Origin of the sequence: Pseudomonas sp. BSw22131, assembly GCF_026810445.1 — a bacterium.
Lineage (GTDB): Bacteria > Pseudomonadota > Gammaproteobacteria > Pseudomonadales > Pseudomonadaceae > Aquipseudomonas > Aquipseudomonas huanghezhanensis.
Window position 1 is genome coordinate 700,390 of sequence record NZ_CP113949.1, and the last position, 14,351, is coordinate 714,740.

The window sequence follows — 14,351 nt, forward strand, 5'->3', positions numbered from 1 at the left end:
TAAACTCCGCGCCCATGAATAGAACCCTCTATAGCGTCCTGTTTCACCTTGGTCTACCCATCATCGCGCTGCGTTTGTGGCTGCGCTCACGCAAGGCTCCTGCCTACGCGCAGCGTGTAAGCGAGCGGTTTGCGCGACGCCTTCCGCGCATGCAGCGCGGCGGTATCTGGGTACACGCCGTCTCGGTCGGCGAGAGCATTGCCGCTGCGCCGATGATTCGTGAATTGCTGACACGTTATCCCCAGTTGCCCATCACCATTACCTGCATGACGCCCACAGGTTCCGAGCGAATCCGCTCGATGTTCGCCGACGAGCCGCGCGTCCAGCATTGCTACCTGCCTTACGATTTTCCGTGGGCCGCGTCCCGTTTTTTGAATCACATCCAGCCCAGACTCGGTGTGATCATGGAGACCGAGCTGTGGCCGAATCATATTCACCAGTGTGCGAAAAGAGGCATCCCGATAGTTGTCGCCAATGCCCGGCTATCTGAGCGTTCGGCACGTGGCTACGGCCGATTCGCCAAACTGACACGCCCGATGCTGGCCGAAGTCAATCTGTTCGCGGTGCAGACCCAGGCCGAGGCACAGCGGTTTCTCGACCTCGGTGCACGGCCCGAGTGTGTGGTGGTGACCGGTTCGATCAAATTCGATCTGACGATTGATCCCGCATTGCTTGAGCGCGCCACTCAACTGCGTGCCGAGTGGCAAACCACGGAGCGTCCGGTCTGGATCGCCGCCAGCACGCATGCCGGCGAGGATGAAATTGTCCTGGCGGCGCATCGTCAGTTGCTGGCGACGCATCCTGACGCTTTGCTGATGTTGGTGCCGCGTCATCCCGAGCGGTTCAACAGCGTTTTCGAGCTGTGCGAGCAACAAGGGTTTGCAGCGGTTCGGCGGTCGACTTCTCAGTCAGTGACGTCGTCTACGTCAGTGCTGCTTGGCGATACGATGGGGGAATTGCTGTTCCTTTATGCGCTGGCGGATATCGCATTCGTTGGCGGCAGTCTGGTTCCCAATGGCGGCCACAACCTGCTGGAGCCAGCCGCATTGGCGAAACCGGTGCTGAGCGGCACGCATCTGTTTAACTTCCTTGAAATCGCGGCGTTGCTGCGCAATGCGGGGGCGTTGGAGGAAGTGAGCGACGCTGCAAGCCTGTCGATGGGCGTTCAGCGCCTGATCGAGCAGCCGCAGTTGGTACGCACAATGACCGACGCAGGATTGGGCGTGATCAAAGCCAATCAGGGTGCGATGCAGCGATTGCTCGAGGGGATCGGACGACTGACTCGCTGAGATCATCGCTGGCCAGCGAACCCTAAGTAACACCGCACGCCATCGACTATGTAGGCCCTTTGTCGATGGCGTGTAGGACGCAATAACTCCCATCTGTAACCCCTTTCCGTAAATTCTGTAACCCACGCTTTTTGTGTTTCGGCGTTCGGACAGCAGCGCTTTATCTCCCTACATTCCCGCGCTTTCTTGGCGCGAGCAACACGGAATGTCCGACGCACTCTGGGCCGCTCGTCAGGGCGATGCCCTTTCCCACACCTCAGTGATGGCCGACATCCTCGGCGGCGTGCTCGAAGTAGCAGCTTATGTTGCGATCGGGGCGTTGGCGACGGCCGCTGTTGCCGCTGCGGCCGGGTTGACCCTGGCAACTGGCGGCATTGGTGCTTGCGTGCTTGGCGCAGTGGTCGGTCTGGTGGTGGGCGTCGCCATGAGTGCAAGTGGTCTGGACACGGGCCTCGGCAGCCTGTGCGAAGGCATCGGCAACGCGCTGTTTCCACCTTCGCCTGCTGCGACCATCCTCACCGGCTCTCACAACACCTTCATCAACGGACTGCCGGCTGCGCGAGCGGCAGGCAGCGTACCGGATGAAGGGCCTACGGATGCGTTCGATAACGACGAATCCGAGCCTGAATTCCACGACATCCCCCGTGAGATCTTCTCCCAGATGTGGTGCCCGACCATCGCCACGCCGGTGCCGGGCGCGACTCCCAAGCCGCACGATGAGGTGCTGTGCACGCGGCACTCACCTATGCCGGTTCCGCTGTTGGCCGAGGGTTCGGCGAAGGTTTTCATCAACGGTCAGCCCGCTGTGCGCAGCGGCGACCGCAGCAGTTGCGGCGCCACCGTGGTGTCGTCCGGGCTGATATCGCCCAACGTGCGTATTGGTGGCGAAACGGTCGTTGTGCGAGAGATTCGCAGCGGCAAAACACCCGGCGTCGGGTTTGCCGTCACGGCGCTGGCGATGCTGCGCGGCGGCCCGAGAAAGCTGATCAGCAATCTGCCTTGCATGGCGCTTGGTGCGGTAAACGGCTTCGTCTCCAGCCGGGCCGTCAGCGCGTTGACCCAGGCCGTGACTGGCTCACCTCATCCGGTGCACGCAGCGACAGGGGCCAAAGTGCTGTGCGATGCCGAGGAACTGGATTTTGTTCTGCCGGGTGTATTGCCGGTGGCGTGGCAGCGTTTTTACAACAGCCGCGACGAGCGACCTGAAGGCCTGTTTGGCGCGGGTTGGAGCGTGCCGTTCGAAATCAGCGTGCGCATCGAGGCCCATCCTGATGGCGGCGAGCGGCTGATCTACCTCGATGAGCAGGCGCGTTCCATTGACCTTGGTGAGCTTGCACCGGGCAACGCGGCGTACAGCGCAGGCGAAGGACTGGCGTTGCGCCGACACGACGACGGGCGATTGTTGATCGAGAGCGAGGACGGGCTGTATCGCCTGTTCGAACCGCATCCGGCAGACCCTCAGCGGCTTCGACTCGTGCAACTGGAAGACCGTAACGACAACCGCCTCCTTCTTGATTACGACGACCTCGGGCGTCTGATCCATGTGCGCGACACCTTCAATATCATGCGGGTTTTGCTGGTGTATTCGGTGCAGTGGCCGCGTCGGGTCTGTCAGATTGAGCGCTTTCATCTGGATGAGAGCCGGGAGGTGCTGGCCCGTTACGACTATGACGCGCAAGGCGATCTGGCCGAGGTGCGAGACGCGTTGGGGCACACGCAACGGCGTTTCGTCTACAGCGAGCGGCGCATGGTCGAGCACCAGATGCCGAGCGGGTTGCGCTGTTTCTACGCTTGGGCGTTGATCGACGAGCGCGAGTGGCGGGTTGTTAAGCACTGGACTGATGAAGGCGATGAGTACCGGTTTGATTACGACCTGACAGCAGGGACCACCTCCGTCACCGACGGTCTTGGCCGGATCAGCACCCGGCGCTGGAATGCGCAGCACCAGATCACCGAGTTCACAGATGCGCTTGGACTTACCTGGCAGTTTGAGTGGAATGACGAGCGGCAGTTACTGGGCGCGGTTGATCCGCAGGGCGGGCAGTGGCAGTTCAGCTACGACGCGGCCGGTAATCTGTGCTCTACGCAGGATCCGCTCGGGCGTCGCGATGCGTCGGTGTATCTCGAACACTGGTCGCTGCCGCTGGCGCAGACAGACACAGCGGGTAATAGCTGGCGCTACCGCTACGACAAACGCGGCAATTGTACGCATGTCACCGACCCGCTCGGGCACGTCACCCGTTACCGGCACGACGTTTACGGGCAGGTCGTCGAGATCATCGACGTCACACAAAAAACCAAAAAGCTGCGCTGGAACGAGCATGGGCAGGTTACCCGCCAGACCGACTGCTCAGGTTATCCAACGGATTTTACGTACGACCGTCGCGGCCACTTGCAAGCCGTCACCAATGCCTTGGGCGAGCGCACGGTTTACCAGCATGACGCCTGCGGCCATTTGCAAAAGCGCGAGCTGAGCGATGGCCGTGTCGAACACTTTCAACGTGATGGCAGTGGTGCGCTGACCCGTTTCATCGACGCGGCGGGCAGCGCGACTCACTACCAGCATGGCCTGCGCGGACAGGTCGTTTTGCGCGTCGATGCGCATCAACGCCAGGTCGCATTTGGCTACGACGCTTACGGCCGTCTGCAAACGCTGACCAATGAGAACGGCGAGCACTACCGGTTTGGCTGGGATGCGGGTGACCAACTGCTGTCGCAGCGCGACCTGGACGGCAGCGGTCGCCGCTATGGCTACGACGGGCTGGGAAACGTCAGCCATGTTGAGCATGTGCCTGCGCCGAGTCTGGAGGGTGATCAAACCGACGCAGCCGAGGCGCTCATTCATCGTTTCGAGCGCGATGCGCTGGGCCGAGTGATCGCCAAAATCACCGACGACGGCTGCAGCGAATACCGGTACGACGATGCGGATCAGCTGACGGCCGTTGTCTTCACCGACAGCGCCGGCGGCTCAAGCGCACTGGGGTTTGCGTACGACACTTCGGGCCAGTTGTTAAGTGAGCAAAGTGCATCGGGCAGCCTTGAGCATCATTACGACGAACTGGGCATTTGCCGTCAGAGCCGAATGCCTGATGGCCGCTGGATCAATCGCCTGCATTACGGCAGTGGTCATCTGCACCAGCTCAACATTGATGGTCAGGTGGTGTGCGACTTCGAACGCGACCGTTTGCACCGCGAAGTGCTGCGCAGCCAGGGCCAGATTGTCACCCGCAGCCAATATGACTTGGGCGGTCGACTCAGTAGCCGTCAGCGACGATCAATTGATCAGCCATTCCACTTGCCTGCTCATGCCCAAAGCGAATACCGGTACGACCCGATCGACAACCTGATCGGACGCCTGGACCGCGCAACCCACCAGCGCCAAGTGCTCCACTACGACTCGACGCAACGGATCATGGCCGCCAATGACTCGGGTGTCGGCTCGCCGGAAACGTTTGCCTATGACGCCGCCGCCAACCTGCTTGATGGCCCGAAAAGCCGCTTGGGTCAGGTCAGCCATAACCGGCTACTGAGTTTCCAAGACAAGCGATACCGCTACGACGGCTTCGGCCGCCTGATCGAAAAAAACAGCCTGCGTCACGGCCGACAAACCTTCGCCTACGACGCCGAACACCGGCTGATCGAAGTGCGTAACGCACTCGGCAACGTCGTGCGCATGACGTACGACCCGCTCGGACGACGCATCAGTAAAACTGAACACGACCGCAGCGGCACCGAACTGGGCAAGACCAGCTTTGCCTGGGACGGCCTGCGGCTGCTGCAAGAACACCGCTACGGCCACAGCAGCCTCTATCTCTACATCGACAACAGCCACGAACCGCTCGCCCGCGTCGACGGCACGGGCGAACACCAGACCATTCGCTACTACCACAACGACCTGAACGGCCTGCCGCAACTGCTCACCGAAACCAACGGCGAGGCGGTCTGGAGCGCCGAATTCCAGGTGTGGGGCAACACCCGCGAAGAGAACCGCGAACCCTATTACATCGAACAGCAAAACCTGCGCTTTCAAGGCCAATACCTCGACCGCGAAACCGGCCTGCACTACAACACCTTCCGCTTCTACGACCCCGATATAGGGCGGTTTACCACACCTGATCCGATTGGGTTAGCGGGTGGTTTGAACCTGTATCAGTACGCGCCGAATCCGGTGGGGTGGATTGATCCGCTGGGCTTTGTATGCACGAAGAAATTTAACAAGCGGTTTGGAATAGCCCAGCCTTGGGTAAGCAAACTAACAGGGAAAAAGCCTGAGGATGTCGAGGCGATGCTGTTGAGTAAAGGCTACTACAAAAACATTACCGAGTTGGAAACAAAAAAAACATCCCATACTGAGTATATTAGGACAACCAAAAATGGAGCGCTTGTCACATTGGATTTTCATCCGGGTGGTGGTATCCATAAGACGAGTTATTGGAAGGTGAAGCGAGATGGGGATGTTCAAGGAAGGATCACACCTCCAGGATTTGTGCGATACGAACGAATAGTTGATAGTCCTGTGTTTGTCGGTGGCGAGCCCAAAAATCAGCCGAGATGAATTTGTTGGTTTTGTGTGGTGTTTTATTTGGTAGCTGTGTGGAAGGTGCCTTTTGGAGGCTTTAATAAATACGATTTTAAATTTTAATGTTCTGGGTTTTATGTGCGGAAATCATATTGATGTGAGCTGTGAGTTATTTCAGATATTTCAGGTGCAAGTTAATTGTCTGTGAGAGAACTATGATATTAAATACCACTATTGTTCCCGGAGAGTCATTAGGGGGGGTTTTTATAGGGGGTAATGTAGAAGATATAATTTCTGAGTTGCCCGAAATTTATTCGCTAGATGCAGGTCCGAACTCTATCATAATAAATGAAGGCATGATCACTGCTTATCATGACGACGCGGGGGTAATAAGGTATATATCCTGTAATTCAAGATTCCAAGGAAATTATTTGAATAAGCTCTGGCCTGGCATGACTGTGTCGGACGTGCTGCGTACTACGCGTGAGCAGGTTGCTCATATTGGACTTGTTAAAATAATCGGAATGCGAGGAATTGGCTTGTTGCTGCCCCGTGACAGAGATGATTTCTGTAAGTTAACCGATCACTTGGACGAAGCGTATGTGTTTGAAGAGCTTTGGATATATACGTCACATATATAGCTCTAAATGTTGCTGGCCTTTGATGTGCGGGCGCTATTTTTCGGGGCGAACCAAGGCTTGCAGTTCAATTGTTTAAGTGGTGTCGAAGCGATAAAAATGGTCACGTCTTTTATGAGGTTGCGAACTGAGTGAGAAAGGTACGATACCCATTTTCTGATTTGAGTAATGAGCCTCAAATTGATGCGGATAACCAGGCACGGCGTTATTCTGCGATGAGCGAGTTGTGCCAATATCAAAATATTATTGATACCTTTGAGAGTGTTGCAAGCGTTTCGTCTTTGCTCGTAGAAGATTATTACTATGTTGCTACCGATTTCGTCCGGTACAAAGGGAAAAAAATTTCATTTCGAGGTGAGTTATTGATAGCCGGAAAAATGAAATTGATAGCCTATCTGGGTAATGCTGCTGCCAGTGATGACTTATGCCAGCTGCTCATATCGCCTCTGTTCGATGTAAGTCCGGAGCGGGTGATCGTTATTACTGAGGGTTTCTGCTATCTGTATTCGAGGGGGCGAGAGGGAATGTAAATCTTTAGTTTGATGCAGGCATTGCAAAACAGATCGCGAAGAGCTTATGCAGGTTTTAGTGAAGGCGGCGGACGGCTTCAGTCGTTACTACATTTCTGGCAGTTATAGACTCTAATAAATGAATATCGAACTCACCCTACTTTTGATAGATGATGAAATTACTGGTTTGGAGTTGGGGGATATATTTATTGGTGGTGATGGGAAGGTGATTGATTCAGGAAATTATAATCCTAGCCAGTCGATAATGATTTTCATATTTCTCAGTGGTCTGCTGGACGAACTGCAGTCACTGCATGTGACTAAGCGAAACAACCGGAGCGTTGTGAATGCTGCGAATTCTTCATTTTATTTGCAGCTTGAAAAAAAGGATAAGAATCTCCTAATAAAAAATGGCGCGACAACCATAGAAATTTCTTTCGAGGATTTCTGTGGGATGACCTACGCTAGGATCAAGTCATGGCTGGATGTGTGGCAGTTAAGAATCGATCCAGAGGATACGGTGCTTTGCGAATTGATCGAGTCGTTGGGTCGTTTTTGCACAGTCTTTAACTACGGATCTTAACATTAAGATTGCTAGCTTAGATTTTTTTTGCTCGATGGCAGAGGTGCGAAATTGATACCCTGTTTGCGTAATGCTGTTGGCACTGAATAACTATGTCCAATGTTGATATCGTCTTTGTTCAGTGTTCGTCTTGGGCGGGTGGCAGATATCACTAAAGACCTATGTTGTCTCTATGCAAGGAGCGAGCATGTTCTTGCAAATAATAGGTGCTATATGTCGTGGGGGCATGTATTGATGATGTGCAAGCTTGTATGAGTAATAATCTTTATAGGTTTGTTGGTTTGGAACAGTCAGAATTTTCATTGCATCAGGATCTCTCGGAAACGTACTTTGCAATGCGCGAATTATGTCTGCCTGAGGCCATGCTCGTCTTGTCAGACGGCATTGATGACGTTTTGTCTCTTTTGTCAGAATCGCAGTACTACGTTGCACAAGATTTAGTCAGCTACAAAGGCAAAACAATCACGTTTAGAGGACAGTTCGCTATGGCTGAAAGCAAAAGCTTGAAAGCTTTCCTCCAACATGCGGCGGCGACCGATGATCTTCGACCCATGCTGATTTCACCTGTCTTCGGTAGCAGCACCCCACTTCAGGTTATCGCCGTTACCGAAGACGTCTGTTGTCTCTACTCGACAACCGGCAAATGCGCTGCACCTTCCCAGGTTTGAGTGTGGCGGTGGGGCGGTAACCCCCCCCCCAACCCTACCGCTCAACCGGCCGCTCAAAATTCTTAGCCGCTTCCTTCGCCAAGTCAGGCGGCAGGAAGTCCTTATCCGGGTTGTAATCCGCTTTCAAATATCGCGACAGGTCCTGCAAATCCCCCGGATTCAATGTTCCCGCTGCTTGTTTCAGCCGCAGGTTGTCGAGAATGTAGTCGTAGCGGGTGTTGTTGTAGTCGCGCACGGAGGCGTAGAGCTGGCGTTGCGCGTCGAGCACGTCGACGATGTTGCGGGTGCCGACCTGATAGCCGATTTCTGTGGCTTCGAGCGCGCTTTGGTTGGAGATGATCGATTGCTTGCGGGCTTGCACCTGCTCCACATCGGTGTTCACTGCGCGGTGCAGGTTACGGGTATTTTCCACGACCTGACGGCGCAGGCTTTCGCGGCGTTGTTCGCTCTGGCTCAAGCGTGAATACGCTTCACGCACCTGCGAGCTGGTCAGGCCGCCGCTGTAGATCGGGATGTTCAACTGAACACCGATGGTGCGCTGCTCGACATTGCCGTGATAAGCCTGGCCGGTGAAGTTCGGGTTGGAAAAACCCAGCGCATCGTTATCGCCTTTCTCCACTTGGGCCACTGCGTCCAGCGTTGGCGCATGGCCTGCCTTGCGTTGGCGCAGGGTTTCTTCGGCGGCGCTCACCGCGTAGTTGCTGGCGAGCAAATTCAGGTTTTGCTGGGCGGCGGTGTCAACCCAGGCTTTTGCATCGTTGGGTGTTGGCGTCAGCACCGGCAGCGTGTGAACGATGCCTTCGATGGAGTTGTATTCCCGGTTGGTCAGTGTCACCAATGCCTGAAACGCGTCGTCCACCTGGCGCTTTGCAACAATGCGACTGGCCCGCGCCGTGTCGTAACTGGCTTGTGCCTGCAGCACGTCGGTCTTGTCGGACAGGCCAACGTCGAAGCGCTCCCGCGCTTGATCCAGCTGACGCTTGAATGCGGCTTCCTCAGCCTTGGTCGACGCGAGGTTGTCCTGGGCGCGCAGCACAGTGAAGTAGTCCTGAGCGCTGTCCAGAATCAGGTTTTGTTCAGTGGCCGACAGCTCAAGTGCGGCCTGCTCGTTGACGTCTTTGGCCGCTTGCAACTGGAACCAGCGGTCAGCCCGGAAAATCGGCTGGCTCAGCGTGGCTCGATACACCGTGCCGCTGCGGTTGATGGTGGCCGCAGGTTGATCGAGCTGCGTCCGGGAATTGTTCACGTCAGCGCCACCGGAGATGTTCGGCAGCAAGCCCGCGCGGGCCTGAGGGACGATCTCCTTGCGGGCGTCATAATCGGCGCGGGCGGCGGCCAGGTCGGCGTTGTTATTGACGGCTTCCTGATAAACGCTGACCAGCCCGGTCTTGGTCGGCAGAGGCAAATCCGCTGCTGCGGCCATTGCACTTGAAGCACACGACACGGCAATGGCCAGTGAAAGTTTGCGCAGCATTGAGACATTCCCTAGTTATGGTGATCGCCAAGGCGGATCCAGATGGCTTTGGCGCCGCGTAGCGAGTGTAGTTCCGGAGGATGCCGACAACAATCGGGTAAATCAGCCATTTAACGAGCGTTTGAATTCCGCGCTTGGCGATCGGCGTGTACGACGACTAGACTGGCGACGTTCTTGTCGGGGTGCCTTGCTTTGAGGCTGAGATCGGATAATCCGGATCCCGTTGAACCTGATCAGGTTAGCGCCTGCGTAGGGAACAAGATTTCTCGTCTCCCGGCGAGTCCTCTTGAGTGTCGTCCGGGGTCGATTGTTCAACCGCTGCTCTGCCAGCGAGCCGCTGAACAACCCTCGTTTTCGATTCTCAGCACTCTTTCAACGGGTGCATCCGTCCGTTCACATCAGGCTCAAGCTCCGACAAATCTATCCGCTGCTGGATGATGTCTGGAGAGCCCGTGATGAGTACAACACTAAAAAACGCCAATCTGAGTGAATCAGCCCAAGTCGATTCCGGCTCGGTTCAGCCGTTCACACGTTCGCAGAAAATCTACGTCCAGGGTTCGCGCCCGGACATTCGCGTGCCGATGCGTGAAGTTCATCTTGACGTGACCCCGACTGGTTTCTCTGGAACAGAGAGCGGCGGCGAGGTCAATGCCCCGGTCACCGTTTACGACACCTCCGGCCCGTACACCGACCCCAATGTCATCATCGACGTGCGCAAAGGGCTGGCCGATGTGCGCTCCCCCTGGATTGACTCGCGCAATGACACCGAGCGCCTCGCCGGTCTGTCATCCAGCTTCGGTCAGCAGCGTCTGAATGATCCGGAACTGACCGCACTGCGCTTTGCCCACGTCAATAATCCACGCCGGGCGAAGGCTGGCGCCAACGTCAGCCAGATGCATTACGCACGTCAGGGCATCATCACTGCCGAGATGGAATACGTCGCGATCCGCGAAAACATGAAGCTGCAAGAGGCCCGCGCTGCCGGTCTTCTCAAACAGCAGCACGCCGGTCACAGCTTCGGCGCGAGCATCCCCAAAGAGATCACGGCCGAGTTTGTGCGCGAAGAAATCGCACGGGGCAGGGCAATCATCCCCGCCAACATCAACCACGTCGAACTTGAGCCGATGATCATCGGCCGTAACTTCCTGGTGAAGGTCAACGGCAACATCGGCAATAGCGCGCTGGGCTCATCCATCGAGGAGGAAGTCGCCAAACTGACCTGGGGTATTCGTTGGGGTTCGGACACTGTCATGGACTTGTCGACCGGCAAGCACATTCACGAAACCCGCGAGTGGATCATCCGCAACTCGCCTGTACCGATTGGCACTGTGCCGATTTATCAGGCGCTGGAAAAAGTCGGTGGCGCAGCCGAAGACCTGACGTGGGAGTTGTTCCGCGACACGCTCATCGAACAGGCAGAGCAGGGCGTGGACTACTTCACCATCCACGCTGGCGTGTTGCTGCGCTATGTACCGCTCACTGCCAAGCGCGTGACCGGGATTGTCAGCCGGGGCGGGTCGATCATGGCCAAATGGTGCCTGGCGCACCACAAAGAGAACTTCCTTTACACCCACTTCGAAGACATCTGCGAAATCATGAAGGCCTATGACGTCAGCTTCTCGCTGGGCGATGGCCTGCGTCCGGGATCGATCGCCGACGCCAACGACGAGGCGCAGTTCGGCGAACTCGAAACCCTCGGCGAGCTGACCAAGATCGCCTGGAAGCACGATGTGCAGTGCATGATCGAAGGGCCCGGCCATGTGCCGATGCAGTTGATCAAAGAGAACATGGACAAGCAGCTTGAGTGCTGCGACGAAGCGCCGTTCTATACCCTCGGCCCGCTGACAACCGACATCGCGCCAGGTTACGACCACATCACGTCGGGCATCGGTGCCGCGATGATCGGCTGGTTCGGTTGCGCGATGCTGTGCTACGTCACGCCGAAGGAACACTTGGGCCTGCCCAACAAGGACGACGTCAAGACCGGGATCATTACCTACAAGATCGCAGCCCATGCGGCGGACTTGGCGAAAGGACATCCGGGCGCGCAGATCCGCGACAACGCATTGAGCAAGGCGCGCTTCGAGTTCCGCTGGGAGGACCAGTTCAACCTGGGCCTGGACCCGGATACCGCACGCTCGTATCACGACGAAACCCTGCCCAAAGACTCGGCCAAAGTGGCGCATTTCTGCTCCATGTGCGGACCGAAATTCTGCTCCATGAAAATCACTCAGGAAGTGCGCGTTTACGCTGCCAACCAGCGGATTGAAACGGTGGATGCGGAGGTTGCCAAGGGTTTGGCGGAACAGGCTGAGCGCTTCAAGCAGGAAGGCAGTCAGTTGTACAAAAAGATCTGAGCAGCAAGTTTCAAGCTACAAGCTGCAAGTTAACAGCGGGCACTTCCCTCGGTTTTCTTGCGGCTTGTAGCTTGCGGCTTGAGGCTTCTCCCCATTCATCGAGATCAACATAAATGAATCCGGCCAGCACCTATTCGCCTCACATCCCGATCCCCGCCGCCAAGCGTGTCTTTGGCGGCCGGGATCTGTTCTCCCTGTGGTTCTCACTCGGCATCGGCCTGATGGTGCTGCAAACCGGTGCGCTGCTTGCGCCGGGCTTGGGTATGTCCGGCTCGATGCTGGCGATCTTTTTTGGCACGTTGGTCGGCGTACTGTTGCTGGCCGCCGTTGGCGTGATCGGCAGTGACACCGGGCTTTCATCTATGGCGGCGCTCAAACTCAGTCTCGGCAGCAAAGGCGCGACATTGCCTGCACTGCTCAACCTGCTGCAATTGGTGGGCTGGGGCTCGTTCGAGATCATCGTCATGCGCGATGCCGCCAGCTTGTTGGGCGCCAGCGTTTCGTCACAAACCAGCCTGATCGCCAATCCGTTGCTCTGGACACTGGTGTTTGGCGCGCTCGTCACGCTTCTGGCTGTGAGTGGTCCGCTGACCTTCGTGCGGCAAGTCTTGCGCAAATGGGGCATCTGGCTGTTGCTGGCAGCCTGCATCTGGTTGACGTGGAATCTGCTGAACAAGGCCGATCTTTCCGCACTTTGGGCGCGGGCGGGCGACGGCACGATGCCGTTTGCTGTCGGCTTCGACATCGCGATTGCCATGCCCCTGTCGTGGCTGCCGCTGATCGCCGATTACTCACGCTTCGGCAAACGTGCGGTCAGTGTGTTCGGCGGCACCGCGCTGGGCTTCTTCGTCGGGAATTTCTGGCTGATGAGCCTGGGCGTCGCCTACACACTGGCGTTTGCACCGAGTGGTGACACCCATGCATTGCTGTTGGCGTTGGCGGGTGCGGGACTGGGTATTCCGTTGGTGTTGATCTTGCTTGACGAGTCCGAGAACGCCTTCGCTGACATTCACTCTGCGGCGGTTTCCAGCGGCATTCTGGTGAAAGCCAAGGTCGAGCACATTGCGTTGGTGATCGGTGTGATCTGTACCGTGATCGCGTGTCTGGCCCCACTGGCGCAGTATCAGAACTTCCTGCTGCTGATCGGCTCGGTATTCGCGCCGCTGTTTGGCGTGGTGCTGGTGGATCACTTTATCCTGCGCCGACGTACCGCCGTGGCGACCGATACAGGTTTTCGCTGGATGACGTTGCTGGCCTGGCTGGGCGGCATCAGCACGTATCATCTGCTGGCCAATCTGTATCCGGACATCGGTGCAACACTGCCAGCCCTCATCGTGGCTGGCGTGTTGCAGCTGGTGCTGGGGAAAGCGATCAGCTCCGGCCGGGGAACAGTTCCGGCTTGAGGATGCCGTTGAGCTGTGGATAAGGAATCTTCAGCTCGATGTGGCCCATGGCGTAGGGCGCGATGGTGGTTACCGGGTATTTGAGAATCACCGCGCCGTAGGTCAGAGCGATGTTGGCAGTCCTTTTGAACGGCCAGCTCTGCACGAATGCAGGGTCTTCGCTCATTTTGCTGCTGATCAGCCAGCCTTGATGGGCGAGTTCGGCTTTCTGCCAGAACGCAGATTCCTGGCCCGGCACCAGCATGTCAGCCAGTGTCAGCACTTTCTGTTGCTGGCGTGAATAGTTGATGAAGGCCCGGCCTGGATCGCCATGTGCGCCGCCGGTGTCCAGGTAACTGGACAGCTCAACTACCACGATACCGTCATGCTGCTCGCGTACTTTGGCCTGCAAATAGCTGCTGTTGCGCGCTTGCGCCTGGCTCAGGTATTGCTCCTGATACGCTTTCAGCGTCGGCGGCACGGGGCCGTCGGAATCTGTGCGGGTCAGTTGCAGCAGGGTGCGCTGAACAATGGCGTCGAGTTTTGGCTCGTCGGGGAAATGCACCGTATCGATGTTCACCAACGGACAGTCGGCGGTGGTGCAGCCGGGTTTGATCAGCTCGGAGGCGTCACGCTGAACCGTCAGCGGACTGCGCATGTTTGGCTGGAACAGGCTTTGGCAGGCGCCCAGTATGAGGGCCACGCAAGCCAGTGAAATGATCTTCAGAAACGACATGTTGATCCTTGGCAATGGCAAAGAAAGGCTGCAGCGTCATGTCGCTGCAAGGTGCTTCGACTCCGAGCAGCGCCATCAGTTCGCCGCCCCGCGGATTAGAGATCGTTTATACCGCCGCCGTCTACCCTGCCCGGCACAATTGCCGGACGGGGGGCTGCATCCCTTGACCCAGCACGTTAGGATGGGCCGAAGACAC

General features: G+C 56.9%; 9 protein-coding genes and 1 riboswitch. Of the genes, 7 read left to right on the forward strand and 2 right to left on the reverse strand.

Annotated elements, in window-relative coordinates:
* The first annotated feature begins 14 nt into the window (after positions 1-14).
* The 5 genes from waaA (at position 15) to OYW20_RS03115 (ending at position 8,206) form a co-directional block, all read left to right on the forward strand.
* Entirely contained in the window at positions 15-1,289 is a 1,275-nt protein-coding gene (gene waaA, locus OYW20_RS03095; RefSeq protein ID WP_268799274.1) for a lipid IV(A) 3-deoxy-D-manno-octulosonic acid transferase, read from the forward strand.
* 205 nt (positions 1,290-1,494) lie between these two features.
* Positions 1,495-5,844, forward strand: coding sequence for an RHS repeat-associated core domain-containing protein (locus OYW20_RS03100; protein ID WP_268799276.1), 4,350 nt, complete (start codon positions 1,495-1,497; stop codon positions 5,842-5,844).
* A gap of 733 nt (positions 5,845-6,577) precedes the next feature.
* A complete protein-coding gene (locus OYW20_RS03105) occupies positions 6,578-6,976 on the forward strand; it encodes a hypothetical protein (RefSeq protein ID WP_268799277.1) in 399 nt (132 codons plus the stop codon).
* 118 nt (positions 6,977-7,094) lie between these two features.
* The gene (locus OYW20_RS03110) at positions 7,095-7,538 is read left to right on the forward strand and encodes a hypothetical protein (RefSeq protein WP_268799278.1); all 444 of its coding nucleotides are present in this window, start codon (positions 7,095-7,097) and stop codon (positions 7,536-7,538) included.
* Positions 7,539-7,789: 251 nt separating this feature from the next.
* Positions 7,790-8,206, forward strand: a complete 417-nt coding sequence (locus tag OYW20_RS03115) for a hypothetical protein (protein ID WP_268799279.1) — start codon at positions 7,790-7,792, stop codon at positions 8,204-8,206.
* A 34-nt stretch (positions 8,207-8,240) separates the two neighbouring features.
* Here the strand turns inward: OYW20_RS03115 and OYW20_RS03120 are convergent, their stop codons facing one another.
* A complete protein-coding gene (locus tag OYW20_RS03120) occupies positions 8,241-9,680 on the reverse strand; it encodes a TolC family outer membrane protein (RefSeq protein WP_268799280.1) in 1,440 nt (479 codons plus the stop codon).
* 168 nt (positions 9,681-9,848) lie between these two features.
* Positions 9,849-9,953: riboswitch (TPP riboswitch) on the forward strand.
* A gap of 182 nt (positions 9,954-10,135) precedes the next feature.
* Here OYW20_RS03120 and thiC point away from each other — a divergent pair.
* Together thiC and cytX are read left to right on the forward strand one after the other, a co-directional pair.
* On the forward strand, positions 10,136-12,037 hold the full coding sequence (gene thiC, locus OYW20_RS03125) for a phosphomethylpyrimidine synthase ThiC (protein ID WP_268799281.1): 1,902 nt from the start codon (positions 10,136-10,138) through the stop codon (positions 12,035-12,037).
* A gap of 113 nt (positions 12,038-12,150) precedes the next feature.
* Positions 12,151-13,440 carry a putative hydroxymethylpyrimidine transporter CytX gene (gene cytX, locus OYW20_RS03130; protein WP_268799282.1) on the forward strand — a complete coding sequence of 430 codons (1,290 nt, stop codon included), beginning with the start codon at positions 12,151-12,153 and terminating at the stop codon, positions 13,438-13,440.
* Here cytX and OYW20_RS03135 read toward each other — a convergent pair.
* The gene (locus tag OYW20_RS03135) at positions 13,409-14,155 is read right to left on the reverse strand and encodes an RsiV family protein (protein WP_268799283.1); all 747 of its coding nucleotides are present in this window, start codon (positions 14,153-14,155) and stop codon (positions 13,409-13,411) included. The two genes, cytX and OYW20_RS03135, sit on opposite strands and share 32 nt — an antisense overlap.
* Positions 14,156-14,351 lie beyond the last annotated feature (196 nt).